This is a genomic window from Mesorhizobium sp. B2-8-5, assembly GCF_006440675.2.
Lineage (GTDB): Bacteria > Pseudomonadota > Alphaproteobacteria > Rhizobiales > Rhizobiaceae > Mesorhizobium.
Map to the genome: position 1 here is coordinate 4,697,472 of NZ_CP083951.1, position 19,987 is coordinate 4,717,458.

20 protein-coding genes are annotated in these 19,987 nt (G+C 63.4%); 11 read left to right on the forward strand and 9 right to left on the reverse strand.

Annotation, left to right across the window (positions count from 1 at the left end; genetic code table 11):
* The first annotated feature begins 7 nt into the window (after positions 1-7).
* Positions 8-964 (forward strand): UDP-glucuronic acid decarboxylase family protein, encoded by a 957-nt coding sequence (locus tag FJ430_RS22945; RefSeq protein ID WP_140704178.1) that lies wholly within the window; start codon positions 8-10, stop codon positions 962-964.
* 70 nt (positions 965-1,034) lie between these two features.
* On the opposite strand, the gene lpxK is transcribed toward FJ430_RS22945, so the two are convergent.
* The 6 genes from lpxK to FJ430_RS22975 all read right to left on the reverse strand — a co-directional run bounded on the left by lpxK (position 1,035) and on the right by FJ430_RS22975 (position 6,696).
* Positions 1,035-2,063, reverse strand: a complete 1,029-nt coding sequence (lpxK, locus tag FJ430_RS22950) for a tetraacyldisaccharide 4'-kinase (RefSeq protein WP_140704345.1) — start codon at positions 2,061-2,063, stop codon at positions 1,035-1,037.
* A gap of 74 nt (positions 2,064-2,137) precedes the next feature.
* Positions 2,138-3,454 (reverse strand): lipid IV(A) 3-deoxy-D-manno-octulosonic acid transferase, encoded by a 1,317-nt coding sequence (gene waaA, locus FJ430_RS22955; RefSeq protein WP_140704180.1) that lies wholly within the window; start codon positions 3,452-3,454, stop codon positions 2,138-2,140.
* Positions 3,451-4,230 carry a lysophospholipid acyltransferase family protein gene (locus FJ430_RS22960; protein WP_140704347.1) on the reverse strand — a complete coding sequence of 260 codons (780 nt, stop codon included), beginning with the start codon at positions 4,228-4,230 and terminating at the stop codon, positions 3,451-3,453. The genes waaA and FJ430_RS22960 overlap by 4 nt, the downstream gene beginning before the upstream one ends.
* 5 nt (positions 4,231-4,235) lie before the next feature.
* Positions 4,236-4,481 (reverse strand): DUF4170 domain-containing protein, encoded by a 246-nt coding sequence (locus FJ430_RS22965; protein ID WP_140641199.1) that lies wholly within the window; start codon positions 4,479-4,481, stop codon positions 4,236-4,238.
* Positions 4,482-4,556: 75 nt separating this feature from the next.
* A complete protein-coding gene (locus tag FJ430_RS22970; RefSeq protein WP_140704182.1) occupies positions 4,557-5,366 on the reverse strand; it encodes a 3'(2'),5'-bisphosphate nucleotidase CysQ in 810 nt (269 codons plus the stop codon).
* On the reverse strand, positions 5,353-6,696 hold the full coding sequence (locus FJ430_RS22975) for a TldD/PmbA family protein (protein WP_140704184.1): 1,344 nt from the start codon (positions 6,694-6,696) through the stop codon (positions 5,353-5,355). The genes FJ430_RS22970 and FJ430_RS22975 overlap by 14 nt, the downstream gene beginning before the upstream one ends.
* Before the next feature lie 274 nt (positions 6,697-6,970).
* On the opposite strand from FJ430_RS22975, the gene FJ430_RS22980 reads away from it, so the two are divergent.
* Complete coding sequence (locus FJ430_RS22980) at positions 6,971-8,782, forward strand: glycosyltransferase (RefSeq protein ID WP_140704186.1); 1,812 nt, start codon at positions 6,971-6,973, stop codon at positions 8,780-8,782.
* Complete coding sequence (locus FJ430_RS22985; protein WP_140704188.1) at positions 8,782-9,888, forward strand: glycosyltransferase family 2 protein; 1,107 nt, start codon at positions 8,782-8,784, stop codon at positions 9,886-9,888. Before FJ430_RS22980 ends, FJ430_RS22985 begins: the two co-directional genes overlap by 1 nt.
* Positions 9,889-9,890: 2 nt before the next feature.
* Here the strand turns inward: FJ430_RS22985 and epmA are convergent, their stop codons facing one another.
* Positions 9,891-10,931, reverse strand: coding sequence for an EF-P lysine aminoacylase EpmA (gene epmA / locus FJ430_RS22990; RefSeq protein WP_140704190.1), 1,041 nt, complete (start codon positions 10,929-10,931; stop codon positions 9,891-9,893).
* Positions 10,932-11,060: 129 nt separating this feature from the next.
* Between epmA and efp the strand changes: the two genes are divergently transcribed.
* Complete coding sequence (gene efp / locus FJ430_RS22995) at positions 11,061-11,630, forward strand: elongation factor P (protein ID WP_140542739.1); 570 nt, start codon at positions 11,061-11,063, stop codon at positions 11,628-11,630.
* Between the two features lie 97 nt (positions 11,631-11,727).
* On the opposite strand, the gene FJ430_RS23000 is transcribed toward efp, so the two are convergent.
* The gene (locus FJ430_RS23000) at positions 11,728-12,678 is read right to left on the reverse strand and encodes a DUF5996 family protein (protein ID WP_140704193.1); all 951 of its coding nucleotides are present in this window, start codon (positions 12,676-12,678) and stop codon (positions 11,728-11,730) included.
* Positions 12,679-12,933: 255 nt separating this feature from the next.
* On the opposite strand from FJ430_RS23000, the gene FJ430_RS23005 reads away from it, so the two are divergent.
* From FJ430_RS23005 to FJ430_RS23020, 4 genes are all read left to right on the forward strand, one after another.
* Positions 12,934-13,134, forward strand: a complete 201-nt coding sequence (locus tag FJ430_RS23005) for a hypothetical protein (RefSeq protein ID WP_140704196.1) — start codon at positions 12,934-12,936, stop codon at positions 13,132-13,134.
* Between the two features lie 23 nt (positions 13,135-13,157).
* Positions 13,158-14,030, forward strand: a complete 873-nt coding sequence (locus tag FJ430_RS23010; RefSeq protein WP_140704198.1) for a hypothetical protein — start codon at positions 13,158-13,160, stop codon at positions 14,028-14,030.
* A gap of 77 nt (positions 14,031-14,107) precedes the next feature.
* On the forward strand, positions 14,108-14,890 hold the full coding sequence (locus FJ430_RS23015; protein WP_140704200.1) for a hypothetical protein: 783 nt from the start codon (positions 14,108-14,110) through the stop codon (positions 14,888-14,890).
* A 477-nt stretch (positions 14,891-15,367) separates the two neighbouring features.
* Positions 15,368-15,850: a hypothetical protein gene (locus FJ430_RS23020; RefSeq protein WP_226891843.1), complete on the forward strand. Its 483-nt coding sequence runs from the start codon at positions 15,368-15,370 to the stop codon at positions 15,848-15,850.
* A 153-nt stretch (positions 15,851-16,003) separates the two neighbouring features.
* Here the strand turns inward: FJ430_RS23020 and FJ430_RS23025 are convergent, their stop codons facing one another.
* Positions 16,004-16,669, reverse strand: a complete 666-nt coding sequence (locus tag FJ430_RS23025) for an ArsR/SmtB family transcription factor (RefSeq protein WP_140704202.1) — start codon at positions 16,667-16,669, stop codon at positions 16,004-16,006.
* A gap of 112 nt (positions 16,670-16,781) precedes the next feature.
* On the opposite strand from FJ430_RS23025, the gene FJ430_RS23030 reads away from it, so the two are divergent.
* The 3 genes from FJ430_RS23030 (at position 16,782) to FJ430_RS23040 (ending at position 19,968) form a co-directional block, all read left to right on the forward strand.
* Positions 16,782-17,513, forward strand: coding sequence for an MBL fold metallo-hydrolase (locus FJ430_RS23030; RefSeq protein WP_140704204.1), 732 nt, complete (start codon positions 16,782-16,784; stop codon positions 17,511-17,513).
* Entirely contained in the window at positions 17,510-18,772 is a 1,263-nt protein-coding gene (locus FJ430_RS23035) for an MFS transporter (RefSeq protein WP_226891845.1), read from the forward strand. The genes FJ430_RS23030 and FJ430_RS23035 overlap by 4 nt, the downstream gene beginning before the upstream one ends.
* A gap of 107 nt (positions 18,773-18,879) precedes the next feature.
* Positions 18,880-19,968, forward strand: coding sequence for an acyltransferase family protein (locus FJ430_RS23040; RefSeq protein WP_140704208.1), 1,089 nt, complete (start codon positions 18,880-18,882; stop codon positions 19,966-19,968).
* The last annotated feature ends 19 nt before the right edge of the window (positions 19,969-19,987 follow it).

The following is a 19,987-nucleotide window of genomic DNA, read 5'->3' on the forward strand; positions in this document are numbered from 1 at the left end:
AAGGGCGATGGGTACGGGGGTTATCGTGAAGGTTCTTGTGACGGGTGGGGCCGGCTTTATCGGCTCGCATCTATGCGACCTGCTGCTGGCACAAGAACGCCAGGTAATATGTGCCGACAATTTTTCGACCGGCTCGGAGGAAAACATCCGTCACCTTCTGGGCAATCCAAATTTCGAGTTTCTCAGGCACGACGTTACCGTGCCGCTCAAAGTCGAAACGGATGAGATCTTCAATCTCGCCTGCCCGGCCTCGCCCGTTCACTATCAGCGCATTCCGATCGAGACGACCAGGACCTGCGTCTATGGAGCGATCAACATGCTCGATCTCGCATGCGCTTCCGGAGCCAGGATCCTTCAGGCATCGACATCCGAGGTCTATGGCGATCCGCAAGTCCACCCTCAGACCGAGGCCTATTGGGGCCACGTCAATCCGATCGGGCCGCGCAGTTGCTACGACGAAGGCAAGAGATGCGCCGAGGCGCTGTTCTTCGACTACTGGCGCCAGTCGAAATTACCGATCAAGGTGGTGCGCATATTCAACACATACGGCCCGCGCATGCACCCGTCGGATGGACGGGTGGTCAGCAATTTCATTGTCCAGGCCCTGCGGAACGACCCCATAACCATCTACGGCGACGGAAGCCACACGCGCAGCTTCTGCTATGTCGACGACCTCGTCGACGCGATGGTTCGGATGATGGCTACGCCCGACGATTTCGTGGGCCCCCTCAACGTTGGGAACCCGACGGAAGTCACGATCCTGAAACTGGCCGAACTTGTATTGGGTATCGTCGGCGGCAAGTCCAAAATCGAGTTCAAGCCCCTCCCGCAAGACGATCCCCGCCAGCGCCAGCCCGACATAGATCTGGCGCGAGCGACGTTGGACTGGTCTCCTCGCGTCGCTCTCGAGGATGGGCTCGGCGAGACGGTTCGCTACTTCCGCCGGCTGATCGACGGCAATTGACGGCGGGCACCGGGCAAGCCGGCGCTGGACCTGAAGACCGCTTGACGCTTTTCGGCACCACGCTCGAAGCTCAGCCGCGCATCTTGCGCAGGCGCCAGGCGTCGAGCGTCTCGTCTACGATGCGTTCGGGCACGTGATCGAGCTCGAACACGGCCTCGATATCGAGCACGTCCAGTTGGTCGAGGAAACCGGCGGGCGTCTCGCCATGGCGCAGCCGCGCGGCGTCCTTTGCCGTGGTGACGAGGCGCAGCCCCTCCTGCCGGGCAAGCGTCAGGAGGTCGCCTAGCTCGTCCTGGGCGTAGAAATGATGGTCCGGGAAGGCTCGCGACAGCGCGACTTCGCCGCCCGCGCCGCGCACCGTATCGAAGAATTTCTCCGGATGGCCGATGCCGGCGAAGGCCAGGAAGCGGCCGCCGGCGAAGCGCGACGGGTTGGCCGGCTCGACCTGCGCCAGGAAGATTGGCCGGCCGGCGCGCGCCGCCTGGCGCACGACGCCGTCGGCGGCGGCCCCCTCGCCCATCTTCAGCAGGCCGCTGGTGAAGACCAGTTGGTCGACGACCCTGGCGCGGAGCGGCCCGCCCGGGATGACGCGGCCGTTGCCGATGCCGAAGCGGGCGTCGACCACGACCAGCGCATAGTCGATGTGGATTCGCGCCGACTGGAAGCCGTCATCCATGATCAGGAAGTCGCAGCCATGTTCCTCGATGAGCAGCTTCGCGCCGGCGGCGCGGTTCGCCGTCACCGCGACGGGGGCATGTTCGGCCAGAAGCAGCGGCTCGTCGCCGACATGCTTGGCGGCGTCATGATGCGCGTCGACGACATGCGGCCTGGCGAACGAGCCGCCATGGCCACGCGACAGGAAGCCTGGCGTGAGTTGCATGTGCCTGGCCTGCTTGGCCAAGGCAATGGCGACCGGCGTCTTGCCGCTGCCGCCGACGGTCAGGTTGCCGACGCACAGCACCGGCGCCTCTACCTTCTCGCGCGGGGCATGGCGCATGCGGCGGCCGGCGACCAGCCCATAGATCGCCGATGCGGGCGACAGCGCAAGCACGCGCCAGTCCGGCTTTTCCCACCAGAAGGGTGGCGCTTCGCTGGTCATCGCGCCTGCCCCATGCGTCTCGGTTTCGCGCATGGACTTTTCCAAAAACCGGTCCCGATTTTTGGCATCATGATCTAGCGCCCGTTTGCGCCTTTCAGGCGCGCCTTGACGACCAGAGGCTGGATATAGGGCTCCAGCGATTTCAGCGTGCGGGCAAGCGCGCCGCGCATTTCGTCGACGGTGGCGGCACCCGCCGCCATCATCTCATGGCGCGCCACTTCGTTGCTCAAAAGGAAATTGACGGCTCCGGTCAGCATGTCGCGGTCGCGCACCAGCTTGGCGCCGCCGCTGTCGAGCAGACGCTGATAGGCCTCGCGGAAATTCTGCACGTTACGGCCGGCCAGCACTGCGGTTTCGAGCATCGCCGGCTCGAGCGGGTTCTGGCCGCCTTGCGAAGTCAGCGAGCGGCCGACGAAAGCGATCTCCGTCAGCCTTAGGTAAAGGCCCATTTCGCCGATCGTGTCGCCGAGAAGGATGTCGGTATCGTGGGAGATGCGGTCACCCTTGCCGCGCCTTGCCACGGACAGGCCCATGCCGGAAATCTGCGCGGCCAGCGCATCGGCGCGATCGGGGTGACGCGGCACGATGATGGTCAAGAGCCCGTGATGGCGCTTGTGCAGGCTGGCATGGACCTCCGCGGCCACGACCTCCTCGCCATCGTGGGTCGAGATCGCAGCCCAGGTCGGACGGCCGCCGATCTGGCGCTGCAGGGTGGCTAAGGCTCGCTCGTCGGCCGGCGGCGGGCTGGTGTCGACCTTGAGGTTGCCGGAGACGGTGACCGGCCTGGCGCCGAGCGCACGGAACCGCTCGCCGTCGACATCCGACTGGGCGATGACGTGGGCAAGATTCTCGAACAGCGCCTCGGCAACGCCGGCGCGCTTCTTCCAGGACATGAAGGAGCGGTCGGACAACCTGCCATTGACCAGAACCTGCGGCACGTTGCGGGCGCCAAGCTCCAGGATGGTCATCGGCCAGATTTCCGATTCGGCGATGATCGCCAGTTCCGGCCGCCAGTGATCGAGGAAGCGGCTTACCGCCGGCTTGAGATCGAGCGGCACATATTGGTGGATGATGCGGCTGCCGAGACGCTCTTCGGCGACCTTGGCCGAGGTCACGGTGCCGGTGGTCAGGACGATGTTGACGCCATAGTCGAGGATGCTCTCGACCAGCGGCACCACCGCGATCGTCTCGCCCACGCTTGCGGCATGGATCCAGATCACCGGCCCTTCTGGACGGGGACGGCCGGCGACGCCATAGCGTTCGCGGCGGCGGACGCGATCCTCCTTGCCGCGCGAGGCGCGCCAGGCGACATAGGGGCCGATCAGCGGATAGGCGGCCGCCCCCGCATAGCGATAGGCAGTCAGGGCCGCACGCGCCCAGCGCTCGCTCATTTGCCGCCGTCCACGAGGCGATAAGCCTCAGCCGTCGCGACATTGAGAGAGGCAGTAACCTCCTGGCGCTTGCGCTCCATCTCGGCATCGTCGGCATCGGCGGGCACGAAGACAGGCGGCCCCACGATGACCGCGGAGCGGCCGAAAGGCAGGTTGATGGTGGTCTTGTCCCAGCTCTTCTCCAGCACCTTGCGGCGGCTGGTGGCGATAGCCGAGGGCAGGATCGGCCGGCCGGAAAGCCTTGCCAGGAGAACGATGCCAAGCCCCGCGTCGCGCGGCGTGCCGTTCGGAATGTCGGCAATCATGGCGACGTTCTTGCCCGCGACGAGCGACTTCTTGAGCGCGATCAAGGCCTTGGCGCCACCTTTGTCGAGATGCCTCGAACTGTTGCGGCCGCCGGAGCCGCGCACCGCCTCGATGCCGAACTTCTCGATCATGAGCGCCTGGAGCTCGGCGTCGGCGCTGCGCGAGACCATGGCGACCAGCTGCCGGCCCTTGGGGTAATAGGCGGGGGTCAGAAGATGCTGGCCATGCCAGAGCGCGATGATGCCGGGCTCGAGATGGGCATAAGCGCCGCCTGCTACCTGCGTCGAGCCCTCGACGAGCGGGCTGGTGAGGCGAATCAGCCGCAGGAACCAGGCGAACAGGCTGGCGATGAAGTTCTTGACGAAACTCGACTGCGCCAACGGCTCGCGGATACGCCGCCACAGCGTGCGCGTTCCGCCGCGCCTGGCGGCGCGCCGCCTGGTCGCCCCTTTCACCGCTTCATGCTCCATCGACGTCAACCGCCGACCTTCGATTCTGGATCGAGCAGACGGTGCAGATGAACAACGAAATAGCGCATATGGGCATTGTCGACACTGGCCTGCGCCTTGGCTTTCCAGGCGCCAAGCGCGGTCTGATAGTCGGGATAGATGCCGACAATGTCGAGGGAGTCGAGGTCACGGAACTCGGTTCCACCCAGCTTTTTCAGCTCGCCACCGAAAACCAGGTGCAAAAGCTGCTTCTTTCCGTCTTCCACGGCCATGCCGACCCTTCGCAGATTCATGAGTTTTGTGAAACGTTTAGCCCAAAGCGGCCGATTTTGGAACTGCGGGCCGACTCACCCTTGGTCAATGCCGGCAACGACGCCGGCAAGCACGGCAAGCAGTTCGCCGCTGCCGGCGGCGAGCGCGCCGTGATTGATCACCTCGCCGGCGTAGCGCGGCGGCTTGCCGGTACGGTCGAGCAATGCGCCGCCGGCCTCGGTGAGAATCAGATCGGCGGCGGCGATATCCCAGTCATGCGCGCTCGGCTTGACGAAGGTGGCGTCGAGCTTGCCGGCGGCGATCATCGCCAGCCGATAGGCAAGCGAAGGAATGTAGGCCGTCCGCCGCAGCCTGTCTTGCCAGGCCTCCGGCATCAAGTCGACCAGCGGCTTGGGTCCGCCGATATCGACGCTTTCGCCCAGCGGCCGCACGTGGATGCGCTTGTCGTTGAGATAGGCGCCCTCGCCCGGCAGCGCCCAATAGGTCTCGCGCTTGGCCGGGCATTCGAGCACGCCGGCGAGCGAACGCCCGTCCTCGACCACGGCGACGCTGACGCACCAGGAATGCAGGCCATCGAGAAAGCCGCGCGTGCCGTCGATCGGATCGACGACGAAGGTGCGGCGGGCCGACAGCCTGGCATGGTCGTCGGCGGTCTCCTCCGACAGCCAGCCATAATCCGGACGCGCCTTGAGCAAGGTCTCGCGCAGATAGGCGTCCGCGGCATGGTCTGCCTCGCTTACCGGCGAGGTGCCGCCCTTCATCCACACCTGCGGGTTGTTGCCGAAATAGCGCATGGCGATGGCGCCGGCCTCGCGGGCGGCCTCGCGCAGCAGAGCGAGGTCGTCTCGGGCCTCATTCGAAGTCAATTGGTCAAGCGCCGGCAAGGGTCATCCCTTCAATCAGGAGCGTCGGCGCCGCCGTGCCGAAATTGCGGTCGAGATCGTTGGCCGGCACCATGTTGAGGAACATGGTCTTCAGGTTCGAGGCGATCGTCACCTCGGCCACCGGATAGGCCAGCGCGCCGTTCTCGATCCAGTAGCCGGAAGCGCCGCGGCTGTATTCACCGGTCACCATGTCGACGCCCTGGCCGAAGACCTCGGTGACATAGAAGCCGCTCTTCAACGACGCGATCAAATCCTGCGGCGAACGCTCGCCTGGCTCGATGGCAAAGTTGGTCGAGGATGGCGAAACCGACGAGCCGCTGCGCGAGCCGCGTCCATTGGTGACGAGACCGAGCTCGCGCGCGGCCGAGGTCGACAGGAACCAGTGGTTCAACACGCCCTTCTCGACCATCAGCAGCTTGTCGCCCTCGACGCCCTCGCCATCGAACGGGCGCGAGGCCTGGCCGCGCCGCCGCAAAGGCTCGTCGGTGACGGTGACGGCGGCCGAGGCCACCGCTTTGCCCATCATGTCGCGCAGGAAGCTGGTCTTGCGGGCGACCGCGGCGCCGTTGATGGCGCCGGCCAGATGGCCGGCTATGCCGCGCGCGACGCGCGGATCGAACACCACGTCGACCGGGCCGGTCGCCGCCTTGCGGGCGCCGAGGCGGCGCACCGCGCGTTCGCCGGCCTTGCGGCCGATCTCTTCCGGCGCGTCGAGATCGGCGAAATGCTGGCGCGAGGAGAATTCATAGTCGCGCTCCATCGCTGTGCCCTCTCCGGCAATGACGCTGGTCGAGCGCGAGAAACGCGAGGCGACATACTGGCCGACAAAGCCATGCGAAGTGGCGAGAACCAGGCCGCCAAGGCCGGCGCCAGCGCTGCTGCCCGCGGAATTGGTGACGCCCTTGACCGCCAATGCGGCCGCTTCGGCGGCAAGGGCAGCTTCCTTGAGCTGGTCGGCGGAAACTTCGGTCGGGTCGAAGAGGTCGAGATCGCGCAAATTGCGGGCGAGCAGCGCCGGATCGGCGAGGCCCTGGAACGGATCCTCGGGCGAAACCCTGGCCATGGCAACGGCACGCTCGGCAAGCGCCTTCGGGTCGGATGCGGCGGTGGCCGAGACGCTCGCCACACGCTGGCCGACGAAGACGCGTAGCGACACATCCTCGCTCTCCGACGATTCGGTGCCCTCGACCTTGCCCAGCCGGACCGAGACGCCGGCCGAACGGCCGCGCACCGTGACCGCGTCGGCCGCGTCGGCGCCGGCGCGCCTGGCAGCCTCGACGAGCGCCGCGACGCGATCGGTCAATTTCGCTGCGTCGAGCTTATCGGTCATAAGGTTGTTCCTGTTTGTTCACGCGGTCTGCCAAGCCGGATCCGGCCGCGTCCATCCGTGGCTGCCACCGCACCATCTATGGATGCCACCGCACCATCTATTGTTCCATTGCCGCTTGTGCAATGGGCGGCGGGCAATCAGGATACCGCGACCAAATCGCCCAAAGCGACAGGAAGGGGTTCCGATCGCGGGAAGAGCGTTCACGCTCTGATGAAGGGGTTTGGCCGCGCGCGTCAGCGCCGAGCTGATGGCGCCGGGCTAAAATGGGGGAAGGATGGACTATTTCGTCGGTGGAGAGTTTACCTATGACTGGACCTCCCATCACCTGAAGCTTTGGGAGAAGCTTCTCGGCGACAAGGCCGGCACGGCGACGGCGGTGCTCGAAATCGGCTCGCTCGAGGGCCGTTCGGCGCTGTTTTTCCTGCAGTTCCTGCCAAAATCCCGCATCACCTGCGTGGACAGCTTCCAAGGCGGCGAAGAGCATGTCGGCTCGAAGTATGAATCGGACATGGCCGAGGTCGAACGACGCTTCGACCGCAATCTCAAGCCCTTCGCCGACCGGGTCGAGAAACGCAAGGGCCACACGGTAACGATCCTGCCGGGCCTTGCCGCCGAACACCGGCTATACGACGTGATCTATATCGACGGCGACCATTCCGCCACAGCCACTTACAGCGATGCCCGACTGGCCTGGGACCTGCTCGACAATGACGGCGTGATGATCCTGGACGATCATCGGTGGGGACCGGATCTGCCGATGGCCAGGCGCCCCGAGGCAGGGATCGAAGCCTTCCTGAGCCAGGTCGCCGGGGAATACGAGCTGTTGCACCGGGACCAGCAGATCATCATTCGCAAGAACGGGATCGTCGCGGCCAAGTCATTCACGATCGCTGGACGCGACATCGGCGAACTGGCCGGCGGCGCGCTGTCGCCGCCGCTCGTCAGCTTCGTCGTCATCAACTGGAATTACGGCCGCTATGTCGGCGCGGCAATCGATTCCATACGCCGGCAGGACTATCCGCATTTCGAGTGCATCGTCATCGACAACGGCTCGACCGACGACAGCGTGCAGGTGATTGCCCGGCATGTCGAGGGCGATCCGCGTTTCCGGTTCGAGACGCTGACGCAAAACGGCGGCCAGCTCGGCGCTGCCCTGTGGTCACTGGACAAGGTGAATGGCGGATTCGTGACCTTCGTGGACGCGGATGATGTGCTGTTCGACAACTACGCTTCGACGCACATCCAGGTGCACATGGCGTTGCAACGAAGCGTCGGCTTCACGTCAGCCAACGTCGCCGAGATGGATTCGACTGGCAAGGCCCTGACGGCCTCCTACCAGCAACTCCAGTTGAACAGACCGGACGCGCAACGAGGCCTTCGAGGCGAGCAGACCGTGTTGCGGCTGCCGACGGTGTCCCCCTCGCAATACCGGCTCCTCGACGCCAGCACGGCGACCATACCGCGGCGGCAAATAGGCTGGCTCTGGGCACCGGGCAGCGCGAACATGTTCCGTACATCGGTGCTGCGTCTGTTGAGCCTGGACGACGGCAGCAACCCGCGGATGACGTCGGCGGACGGCTATTTCAATACGATCTGCCATGCCGTTGCCGGTAGCGCTCTGATCGACATGCCCTTGTCCGGCTATCGCCTGCACTCAAGCAACTATTTCGCGACCGGTGAAAGCATCGAGGGCATGCGTAGCGGAACAAGAGATTACACTATCAAGTTGGAGCAATTCACATATGAAAGCGTAAGATTCCTGATCGAACAAAGCGACCGTTTCGACTGGCTTCTGGGGGCAGAGTTTTGGCCTGTCGTAGACCGGGTCACACGGGAAAACCCTGATAAGTTGCGCGACTATTTCAGCAATGAGATCGCGGTCGAGATATTCAAGCGCAACGCGCCGCAATTGAGGTCTGTCTTCGGTGCCAAAGGATTCAGCAGAGAGGTCACGGCCCGGTTTTCCGGCGCACACGCAAGATCTATCCTCAGAGCGGGTTTCGGAGGCGGAATTCCGATGCGCGTCCTTCGCAAAATGTTGTCCCGCGATCTCCGCGCCTTCCTGAAGAGGAAGCCGAGACGATAATGACCGCGCCGAAAATCAGCTTCCTCATCATCAACCACAATTACGGCCGCTATGTCGGCCAAGCGATATCGAGCGTTCTATCGCAAACTTATGACGACTTCGAATGCCTCGTCGTCGACAACGCCTCGACCGACGACAGTCGCGATGTCATCGCGGGGTTCGAGAATACCGACCCCAGGCTGGCGTTCGAATATCTGGACAGCAACCTGCACCAGATGGGCGCATTCCTTCACGTCGTGGATCGCCTGGCGGGGGAATTGGTCTGTATCGTGGACGCCGACGATTTCCTGTTCGCGACCTTCGCGGCCTTCCACGCCCAGCTTCATCGCGACTGCCCGACGATAGCGGCGACGTCGAGCGGCGTTCTTGAAACCGACCATGCCGGGCGGCCGCTGTCTTCCGGTTTTGCATGGCTGCTGCACCGCAGGGTGGGCAGGCCCTTCGATCCCGATCGCTCAAATTCAGATCACATGATCTTGGGAGGACGAGAGCGCGAGTTGCTCTGGCAACACTCAACGGTGATAGAACCGCACGAACCCGGCTGGCACTGGTCGCCTGGAACGGCGAACATGTACAAGCGGCATTATCTTGCCCGATGCAAGCCATCTCGGGCCGTTGTCGGCAATGCCGCGACCGACAATTATTTCATGCCGTTCGTGCATGCCTTGGCTGGTTCGGCCTGCATAGATCTTCCGCTTTCGGCCTACCGAATTCACGGAAGCAACGCGCATGGCGCGCAGCCCTCCATGCCGGGCCTGAGGACATTCAGCAAAGCCGCCCATCAGCGCTCGTGCGCGCGGCGAAGCGCCATCGTGCGCGAACTGGCTTCACGTGCCCGGGATTTTGTCTCGACCCACGGACGTGCTTTCTGGACCCTGATGGATGCCCCCAGCGTGCCGGATGGGGTTCCGTTGAATGCATATTTCAACGACCCTGCAATTCAGGATATTTTGGCCGATCATTTCGACGAGATCCTGGCGGCATGCGGAGAAGCCGAGACGCGCGAGGCTTTGCGCGCCCGCATGGGACGCAAAGGTTACAAACAATTCCTGGCCTTGCAGAGTCGGGGAAAATCCCGACCTGACTCAAAGGCCAACGGCCGCTGACATCACGCCACCGGCGCCCAGATCACGTCGTCGATCCTTGCGGCGCCCGTCGCCAGCATCACCAGCCGATCGAAGCCGAGGGCCGAGCCGCTGGCTTGCGGCATGTTGGCCAAGGCAGCGAGGAAATCCTCGTCCAGCGGATAGCGCTCGCCATAGACGCGCTCTTTCTCGTCCATCTCGGCGATGAAGCGGCGACGTTGCTCGGCAGGGTCGGTGAGCTCGCCGAAGGCGTTGGCGAGCTCGGCGCCGCAGCAATAGAGCTCGAAGCGCTCGGCAACACGCGGATCCTCGGCACTCGGCCGGGCGAGCGCCGCTTCCGAAATCGGATAGCCGTAAAGGATGGTGGCGCGCCCCTGCCCCAGCGCCGGCTCGATCTTTTCGACCATCACCCGGCTGAACAGGTCGGCCCAGTTGTCGTCGGGCGCGGTGCGCAGTCCGGCTCGGACCAGCGCTTCGTGAAGCGCGTCGCGATCGGTGCTGCCGTCGACCGAGACGGTCGCCAGGAGGTCGATGCCGGCATGGCGCAGGAAAGCCTCCGCCACGCTCAGCCGCTCCGGCTCGGCGAAGGGATCGGCCTCGCGACCGCGGAAACGGAAGCTTTTGGCGCCGGCTTTTTCCGCGGCGAGCGCCAGGAAGTCGGCGCAATCGTCCATCAGGCGTTCAACCGTATCGCCGACGCGGTACCATTCGAGCATGGTGAATTCAGGGTGATGCAGCGGCCCGCGCTCGCGGTTGCGCCAGACGGGGCCGAGGCTGAAGATGCGTTCCTCGCCGGCGGCGAGCAGCTTCTTGCAGGCGAATTCGGGCGAGGTGTGGAGATAGAGCGGCCGGCGCGACGCGTCGGGCCCGATCGCCTCGGTGGCGAAGGCGGCAAGGTGCGCCTCGTTGCCCGGTGAAACCTGTAGCGCCGAGGTCGTCACCTCGACGAAATCGCGTTGCGCGAACCAGCCGCGAAGGGCGGCGGCGATAGCATTGCGCGCCATCAGCCGTGGCCGGCGGTCGGCATGGATATGCGGCGTCCACCAGGGCGAGGCGGCGGTCATGGGCAGGAAAATCGCTCGGCAGGCTGGCGGTTCAGCGCAAGATGCGCTAGGGCGCAGGCGATGGCCGCCGTCGCCGCTTCGCGGAAATCGACGCTTGCAGGCCGACAAACTCGAATGGGATCGAATACCGTGGTCAAGGTCATCGCCAGTTCCTTACGCAAAGGCAACGTCGTCGATAAGGACGGCAAGCTCTATGTCATCCTCTTTGCCGAAAACATCCACCCTGGCAAGGGCACGCCGGTGACCCAGCTCGACATGCGTCGCATCGGCGACGGAGTGAAGGTCTCGGAGCGCTACCGCACGACCGAAATGGTCGAGCGCGCCTATGTCGAGGAGCGCGAGCACACCTTCCTCTATTCCGACGGCGAAGGTTTTCACTTCATGAACCCGGAAAGCTACGACCAGGTCGTGGCCTCGGAAGCCGTGGTCGGTGATATGGCGCCCTATCTGCAGGAAGGCATGGCCGTCCAGCTCGCGCAGTTCAACGGCGTGCCGATCTCGCTGGTGCTGCCGCAGCGCGCCACCTTCGAGGTGGTCGACACCGAGCCGGTCACCAAGGGCCAGACGGCGTCTTCGTCCTACAAGCCGGCAATGCTCTCCAACGGCGTGCGCACCGCCGTGCCGCCGCATATCTCCGCCGGCACGCGCGTGGTGGTGATGACCGCCGACGGCTCCTATGTCGAGCGCGCCAAGGACTGATATCTGCGGCAACGTTGCAACGGCTCGCCTGTGACCAGGCAGAGCCCAACATCAGCGCGTATTGCCCATGTCAGTCGTTGAATTCAGCTTTGCCGCGTCACAACGGGCGCGGCCGGCAAGGCACGCCGACAGAGCATTCGAGCGCATCACGATCCCATTTGCCAAGTATCGCCGCCGCCTCGTAGCTGCTCTGCAGAAACGACATGAGCGTGGCATCCGGATCCCCCGCATGGCGCACAACATCGAGCGGGAGAAGGAATTCACCCAGCTCTTTGGAGAAGAATGCCTGCTGCGGCTCGACGACCGCCAACGCGTAGCCGTCGGGTGCCGGATAAGCATAGGAATAGAAGGCTGGATAGTCGATTGGCCCGCCGCCCGGCCAGAAGCCGGCGCTGCTCACCTCATGCGAATAGGCTTCTTGGGTGACGGTGTCAGCCAAGCGCGGAATACCGCCAGGATGCAGCGGCGCGCGCCTGCCTGAAAAGCGAGTCACCGCCAGATCAAAGCCGCCCCAAAAGAAATGGACGGGGCTGACCTTGCCCAAAAATCCCGTACGGAACCGCGAAAAGACCTCGTGCGTCGAGAGCAGGATGCGCCAGAAGCGGGTCGCATAGTCGCGGTCGCAGGAGGCGTGGACATGGTCCTGTGCGAACGGGATGCCGTCGGCGATTTCGGACGGCTGCGCGAAAATCGGTGTCGTGAGCCCGAGTTCGGCAAGCGCGACGGTCACCTCGCCATAGAATTCCGCGACAGTCTTCGGCGCGAGCATCACCTGGCGGAAGTGACCCTCGCTCGTCCTCACCCACAACAGATGGTCTATGAAGTCGAAATCAATCTGGAATGCCCGGTCGCCATCGGGGATCGGCGAAGTGGTAAGGCCGCGCACGGTCACATAAAGCGGGACATGCCAGGAATGGTTCAGCCAGGGCTCGCGCATCAAGCGGATCTTACCGACGATCTGGGTCCAAAGGTGGAGATTATCGTAGGTATCCTTCCAGGCGGCGTAAGGCAGGTCCGGCCAACGCTCCAAATCAACCGTAGACGGCATGGCTTCCTTCCTGATGTCAGTGTTACCAACTGCAAGATGGCGGGCTGGAAAGCAGTTTAGGAAGACGCGGTATTATGGCGCAAACGCCACGGGATTTGAATCCGCTTCGCCCCTAAATTCAGAGCATGGAACACAAACCCGCACTTTACGCACTCATCAAGCTTCATGCCGAGATCGGCGGGAAGCTACAGGCCAACCAGGCGCAGCGTGAAAAGCTCATCGAAGACATGAAGCATGTCGAGGACTGTGCTTCACATGCTGGAACCTGGCTTCAACGCTCGGGCGATTTCCATCAAGCGCCGCAACAACCCGAACCCGCTATTCAAGCGCGGGCATGTCATCCGGGGCGCGCTAGGCATTGCCAACAAGCTGGCACGGGCAACTATGTCCGCGCATTTCTTTCTGGCGGCTCTTGCGGCCACCGGCAATGAAGGTGTCAAACTAGAGGATATCTAGTTCCTTCAGGCGGGGGTCGGGGGATGCTGAAGCCTACACCACTAAGAGTAATTTCTGTGGTCGCCGTTGTCGGCGCGCTGCTGCTTGTTGCGATATGGCAGTCAGGTCTTATGGGCCAAGTATGCGAAAAAGCAGCAGAGCAGCAGAATGAACACTGCGCTACCTATAACCTTGCTTTTGTCATCCTCATCAAGCTCAGAGAATTTGTCGATGACAATGACGGGCTTATCACTGCTCTGGCTACGATTGTCATCGCCGGCTTCACCGCCGCGCTCTGGTCCTCTACCCGAAATCTCTGGCTGGCTGGAGAGCGCCAGATGACTTTGATTGAGGCGAACGCCGCTCAACAATCCATCGACATGCAGGCGTCCACCAGAGCTGCCGTTCGCTCTGCCGATTTGGCCGAAAGGTCCATCGCTGAAGCCAAGGCGCATAGCGAGCGAGAGTTGCGGGCCTACGTTTTCCCGGCCACTTCGCACCTTGAGTTTTCTGAAACATATGAACCCATCGTCGTGATGGAGGTCAGAAATTTCGGGAAAACGCCCGCCTATGAGTGCACCACTTGGGCAAGTATATGGGTTGAAGCATTCCCCTTGCCCGCCCACGTCACCCTCATACCGGCCCCGCGCGATCTCCCAATGTCGAAAGGCAGCTTGGCTCCGGGGAGTCATTATGGCTTCAGCCATAAGAGAGATAATCTTCCGGTCTCCGTTTCTGAGCGGGAGATGATTCAAGGGGGTGGCGCGGCTATCTACACGTATGGCTGCATCAACTACATTGATTGCTTCGGGAACCCTCAAAGCACCAAGTTCAAATATTTCTTCAGAAACGCTGAAGCCTCCCCTGCTAGGAGGGGAAACCTGTCTCAGTACATGGACGGCAACGAGGCAACCTAGGGCAGCGATCAACAGTAGAGGAACAATTCGCCGTGCAGGGGGCGCTAAAATGTCTAACCGCGATTGGGCTTTTCGCGATGGTATCAGTCGCGGCCCATGCTGATCCATGGTGGCTTGAGTCATCTCAGCCACCCCATCCACCAACTCAGCAACAGACCGCCACCGAAGACGCAGCCAAAGACACCGGCAAGGAAGACGGCGAAACCATTTGGCAGCGGACGATAAGTGACCCGCTTGCGCTCTATACCTTTGTTTTGACGCTCTTCACGGGCGTTCTCGGCGCTTCCACAATTCTGCTTTGGAGAGAAAACAAGCGTTCTGTAGACGCCATCATTGCCGCCGACCGTCCGCGCTTGCGACTGAGCAAATTGCAGTTTGGACGCGCCGGGAATGCTGATCCGCTCGACAATGCCAAATACGCCACGGTCACAATCGGGTTTACCAATTACGGGGACAAATCCGCCGTGGTCACGGAGGTCTGTTTCGACCACCTGTTCGCCGCGATGGTTCCGAAACGACCAGTCTACCGCAACAAGAAAACCTATCTGTCTCTGCCTGTCACGATTGCGCCAGACAGCGAGCACGTCTTCCCGCCCGAAATCATATATGACGACGGGAACCGCCAGCTTGAAGAGGTCCAGCACAGCTTGGATGGACCGGAGAGCTTGTCGAACCTGAGATTCTGGGTCTTCGGCTATATCGTCTACATTGATCACCTCGGGAAAGAACACCGCACCGGATACCTTGGCGACTGGAATTTCGACGGGGGCGGCTATGGCCGCTATCCCGATGAGGCGGTGTTGAGAGGCGAAACCTTCCGGGTGTTCAGCGGCGACAAGCGCTACGCCTACAACACATAGGGATACGAAAAGACGCCACGACCGCTTCATGCCAGCCATCCGCTGACATGTGGGTTTAGGTCTGTCGCCGGCCCCGTGGCGTTTGCGCCATAATACCGGGAAGACGGGCTGCCTATTGGCCAGTTCCAAATCGAGCCGAGGCGATGTCCGTAGTCTGCGGTCTCTCGGCTCCCGACGTTCCGCGCCTTCCAACTAGCCAGGCCCCACGCAGCAGGTTCCACCGGCAGGCCGACGGCTTTCCATTCCGGCATGCCGTCGTGCGGCTGCGGCCTTCCCGCCGAGGAAAGAACGCGCCGCGCGGGATCGGCGCGTGCGGTGAGGTGGAGATCACGTGCCGGACGTCGCGCCCGCGCCTTAGCATGGCCATCGACTTGGTCGATGACCGCAGTGCCTGGCAATCGCCACTGATTGCGCTGAACGCCATACAGAATTCTGCCGCAATCCGGACATGCGATCAGTCCGATTGGAGGGCGCGATTTGAATCGATACACCCTGGATTTGTTCGTATCTGCCGTGGCATTTGCCGTGATCGCTGCCGCAACCTCGGCGGACGCAAAGTGTCTCGCTCCGCATGGTGAGTTCGATCTGGGTCAGTATTCCTGTCTTGCGGCAGGTTCCAATGATTATCTCGCTCGCTGCGAAACCGACCAGAACGTCTTTTCCTGGAACAAGATCGCCGATTATTGTCCGGGCGGCGCACCTCGGGTGCCGACGGCTGCTTTGGGCTCTTCATGTCGGGGAGACGGCCAGACGTTTCCAGTGGGAGGTTACGCTTGTTTGGTTTTTGCGGGGCAGGCTCACCTCGCGCGCTGCGACGTGGTGCTTAACAGTCCTTCATGGACGAAAATGCAGGAAAGTTGCTCGGCGATGCCTTCGCCGAGGGCTGCCGTAGTCCCGCCACGCAGCCCCTGGCTCAAGAAGGCGTTGGACCTTCCGCGCGGGCTGCTGAACCGCTTCTGATTCCGGCCTCGAAGCGGACACGGCTGCTTTGCTCGTCATTGTTATCATCGCAGATGTGGCGCAACTAACGCTTGAACCGCGAGCTCTAGCGAAATCGACGCTCAGCGGCCTTTCCGCTCGCGGGCATTCCGCACGGTCTAGTCAGCCGCACCATCAGGCCGCCACTTCCACCGGCAGACCGGCGGCTTTCCATTCCGGCATGCCGTCCTCGAGGCGGCGCGCGGAATACCCGAGCGAGCGCAACGCCGCGACAGCCTCGAAGGACATCACGCACCACGGGCCGCGGCAATAGGCGACGACCTCCCGGTCGGGAGCGACGGTGGCAGACCACGCCCTGACTTCCCCCAATGGCACATTGATTGCGCCCGGCACATGGCCGAGCGCGAATTCATCGGCCGGACGAACGTCGATCAGCGTCACCAGCCCGTCGCGCATCAGCGTGCGGAGCTCGTCGCGCGTGACCGGCCGCATGTCGTCGCGCGCGTCGAAATAGCCGCGCACGATGCGGTCGACCTCGGCAAGATGCCGCTCGGCGACGCCGCGCACCGAGGCGAAAGCGGAGAGCACGCTTTCATCCGCGAGTGCGTAGCGGACAAACTTGCCGTCGCGCTCGGCCGAGACGATGCCGGCGCGGCGCAACGCCTGCAGATGCTGGGAAATGTTGGCGACAGGCTGGCCCAGCTTGACCGCCAGCGCCTCGACGCTGCGCGCGCCTTGCGCGAGATGCTCGATCATTTCCAGGCGTTGCGGATGACCGAGCGCCTTGGCGACGATCGCGAACTGCTCGTACAGCGCCTGTTTCGGATTGCGGATTGACATCGCCTTTTTACTAACGCATCGTCATTCAATAGAATTATTGAATGACAGTTTCAGCTCGGACTGTCAAGCAGGGCACGCTGCCCGGCCGTTCGCCTGCTCGGAGGAAAAAGCGATGATTCTCAGGCAGTTCCTGCATAGCGGCCCGGTTGCCGCTTCCTACCTGTTCGGCTGCGGCGGCAAGGCGTCCGCGGCCGTGGTCGATCCGCTCGGCGACATCGCGCCCTATGTCGAGGCGGCGCGCGCGACCGGCATGCGCATCCTCTATGTCGTCGATACGCATATCCACGCCGACCATATCTCGGTGGGGCGTACGCTTGCCGAAGCGACGGGCGCCGACTACGTGCTGTTCGAAGGCGCTGCGGCCGACTTCCCGTTCCGGCGCGTCAAGGACGGCGAGGTGCTGGAGCTTGGCAATGTGACGGCGACCGTCATGCATACGCCGGGCCACACGCCGGAACATTTGAGCCTTTTGGTCACCGACCGGACGCGATCGACCGAACCCTGGTTCGTGCTCACCGGGCACACGCTGATGGTCGGCGATCTCGGCCGCACCGAGCTTGCTTCAAACGCCGAGGACGGCGCCCGCGCGCTCTACGCCAGCGTGCGTCGCCTGAAGGAATTGCCCGATCACATCGAGGTGCTGCCCGGCGCCTATTCCGGTTCTGTTTGCGGCCGCTCGCTGAGCGGCAAGCCGACATCGACCATCGGCTTCGAGCGGCGCTTCAACAAGGCCTTCCGCATCGAGGACGAGGGTGAGTTCGTCGCCGCGATGACCGCCGACATCCCTCCCCCGCCGCCGGAGGCCGCCCAGACCCGGGCCATCAACGCCGGGGCGAAATCTTGAGCACAGCGGCGCCCGCCGTCGCTCTTGGCCTCAAGGCCAACTGGAAGCAGTTCGCGCTGCTGGTGCTGATCAACGCCTTCGTCGGCGGCATGGTCGGTATCGAGCGGACCGTGGTGCCACTGATCGGCGCGGAGGAGTTCGGCGTCGCTTCCACCACGCTGGTCGTCTCCTTCATCGTCAGTTTCGGCGCGGTCAAGGCCTGTGCCAACCTCGTCTCCGGCCAGCTCGCCGACACATGGGGCCGCAAGCGCGTGCTGATCCTCGGCTGGCTGTTCGGCCTGCCGGTGCCCTTCATCATCATCTCAGCACCGAGCTGGGGCTGGATTGTCGCCGCCAACGCGCTGCTCGGCATCAACCAGGGCTTCGCCTGGTCGATGACGGTGATCATGAAGGTGGACCTGGTCGGGCCGAAATCGCGCGGGCTCGCCGTCGGCCTCAACGAGTTCGCCGGCTACCTCGCCGTCGGCGTCACCGCTTTTCTGACCGGCTACCTCGCGAGCCGCTACGGCTTTCGTCCCGTGCCGATCTATCTCGGCGTCGGCTACGCGATCCTGGGTGCCGCGCTATCGATCCTGTTTGTGCGCGACACGCGCGAGCATGTGCGGCTGGAGCTGGCGAACCATCCGAAAGCAGCTTCGCCGCTCGGCTTCCGCGAGATCTTCATGCGGACCTCGTTTGGCGATCGCAACCTGTTCGCGGCCTCGCAGGCGGGCCTGGTCAACAATCTGAACGACGGCATGAGCTGGGGGCTGTTTCCGCTCTTCTTCGTTGCCAACGGGCTCGGCATCGAGCGCATCGGCATCCTCAAGGCGGTCTATCCGGCGGTGTGGGGCATCCTCCAGGTCGCCACCGGGCCATTAAGCGACCGCTGGGGCCGCAAGGGACTGATCGTCGCCGGCATGTGGGTGCAGGCGGCCGGGCTTATGATCACCGCCATGACGCGCGATTTCGGCTGGTGGCTGCTGGCGAGCCTGCTGCTGGGCCTCGGCACGGCGATGGTCTATCCGTGCCTGATCGCGGCGGTGTCGGACGCATCGCATCCCTCCTGGCGGGCGCGCTCGCTCAGCGTCTATCGCTTCTGGCGCGATCTTGGCTATGCGATCGGGGCGCTGTCGGCAGGCCTGATCGCCGACTTCTTCGGCTTCTCCGCGGCGATCGGGGCAATCGCGGCGCTGACCTTCCTGTCGGGTGCGATCGTCGCGATAGCGATGCGCGAGACGCGTGTCGCCGCCGTGGTTTCAGCGCTGGACGATGGTTAACATCGGCCCCGGACAAGGCTTCCGTTTACGATATCGTAAGCTTGTTGCTGCGGGGCACGCGCCCGTCCGCTACAATTGCGGCAGTTGAATTTTCCTCGAGATCGTTCATGAGCAACCCGAACCGCATGCCGTGGGTGGATACGGCAAAAGGTCTTTCCATCATCCTGGTGGTGATGATGTATGCCGCCTACAACACCGGTGAATACACCGGCGGCGTCGGCTTCCTGCATTATGTCATCGGCTTCGCGACGCCGTTCCGCATGCCGGAATTCTTCCTGATCTCGGGCCTGTTCCTGTCGCAGGTGATCGAACGGCCATGGCGGCGCTATGTCGACCGCCGCGTCGTCCATTACCTCTATTTCTATGTGCTTTGGGCGGTCATCTCGATCGGGCTGAAGATCGGCATCTTCAGCCGCGACCCCGCCGGCATGCTGCACGATCTCGCGATGGCCGCCGTCCAGCCCTACGGCGTCCTGTGGTTCATCTACATGCTGGCGGTTTTCGGGATCGTCATACGACTGCTGCGGGAGCTTCGCGTTCCGCACTGGATCGTCATCCCGCTCGCCGCCGCGCTGCAGATGTGGGCGCCGAAGCCGGACAGCTATGCGCTCGAGCAGTTCGCGGCCTATTTCGTGTTCTTCTATCTCGGCTTCGTCCTGGCGCCGCTGATATTCCGGCTGGTCGAATGGACACAGGCTCGCCCGGCGATCGCCGTTGCGGGCCTGCTTGCCTGGGCGCTCGTCAACGGCCTGCTCGTCTATTCGCCGGGCTACGCAGTGCAGCCGGTCGGCATGCAGATGGGCCTGGCGGCATGGCCGCCGCTGCATCTGTCGCTTGCCGTCGCCGGCGCGGTGGCGCTCTGCGTCGCCGGCGGCTTCCTGTCGAAATTCGCCTCGATGGAATGGCTGCGCTGGCTCGGCGAGCATTCGCTGGTCGTCTATATCGCCTTCACCATCCCGATGTCGATCTTCCGCGGCGTCATGCTGGCAAGCGGCCTTCTGACCGACACCGGCATGCTGAGCCTCGCCGTATTGCTCGTCTCGGTCGTCAGCCCGGTGGTGCTCTACTTCATCGTCAAGCGCATCGGCTTCGGCACCTTCCTGTTCGAGCGGCCGGCCTGGGCGCATGTCGACGGGCCGAACGCCGCCAAGGCCTCCAGCAAGCCCATGCCGCGGCCGGCACGCGAGGCGGCCTGATCAGGCCGCCCAATCCATT

Excerpts from the sequence above, each read along its gene's own strand:
- FJ430_RS22975 (WP_140704184.1), bottom strand. The coding sequence starts at position 6,696 with ATGACCGATAAGCTCGACGCAGCGAAATTGACCGATCGCGTCGCGGCG.
- FJ430_RS23040 (WP_140704208.1), top strand. The coding sequence starts at position 18,880 with ATGAGCAACCCGAACCGCATGCCGTGGGTGGATACGGCAAAAGGTCTT.
- FJ430_RS22985 (WP_140704188.1), top strand. The coding sequence starts at position 8,782 with ATGACCGCGCCGAAAATCAGCTTCCTCATCATCAACCACAATTACGGC.
- FJ430_RS23030 (WP_140704204.1), top strand. The coding sequence starts at position 16,782 with ATGATTCTCAGGCAGTTCCTGCATAGCGGCCCGGTTGCCGCTTCCTAC.
- FJ430_RS22980 (WP_140704186.1), top strand. The coding sequence starts at position 6,971 with ATGGACTATTTCGTCGGTGGAGAGTTTACCTATGACTGGACCTCCCAT.
- waaA (WP_140704180.1), bottom strand. The coding sequence starts at position 3,454 with ATGAGCGAGCGCTGGGCGCGTGCGGCCCTGACTGCCTATCGCTATGCG.
- FJ430_RS23025 (WP_140704202.1), bottom strand. The coding sequence starts at position 16,669 with ATGTCAATCCGCAATCCGAAACAGGCGCTGTACGAGCAGTTCGCGATC.
- FJ430_RS23010 (WP_140704198.1), top strand. The coding sequence starts at position 13,158 with ATGCTGAAGCCTACACCACTAAGAGTAATTTCTGTGGTCGCCGTTGTC.
- epmA (WP_140704190.1), bottom strand. The coding sequence starts at position 10,931 with ATGACCGCCGCCTCGCCCTGGTGGACGCCGCATATCCATGCCGACCGC.
- lpxK (WP_140704345.1), bottom strand. The coding sequence starts at position 2,063 with ATGACCAGCGAAGCGCCACCCTTCTGGTGGGAAAAGCCGGACTGGCGC.
- FJ430_RS23005 (WP_140704196.1), top strand. The coding sequence starts at position 12,934 with ATGCTGGAACCTGGCTTCAACGCTCGGGCGATTTCCATCAAGCGCCGC.
- FJ430_RS23000 (WP_140704193.1), bottom strand. The coding sequence starts at position 12,678 with ATGCCGTCTACGGTTGATTTGGAGCGTTGGCCGGACCTGCCTTACGCC.
- FJ430_RS22945 (WP_140704178.1), top strand. The coding sequence starts at position 8 with ATGGGTACGGGGGTTATCGTGAAGGTTCTTGTGACGGGTGGGGCCGGC.
- FJ430_RS22960 (WP_140704347.1), bottom strand. The coding sequence starts at position 4,230 with ATGGAGCATGAAGCGGTGAAAGGGGCGACCAGGCGGCGCGCCGCCAGG.
- FJ430_RS22965 (WP_140641199.1), bottom strand. The coding sequence starts at position 4,481 with ATGGCCGTGGAAGACGGAAAGAAGCAGCTTTTGCACCTGGTTTTCGGT.
- FJ430_RS23015 (WP_140704200.1), top strand. The coding sequence starts at position 14,108 with ATGGTATCAGTCGCGGCCCATGCTGATCCATGGTGGCTTGAGTCATCT.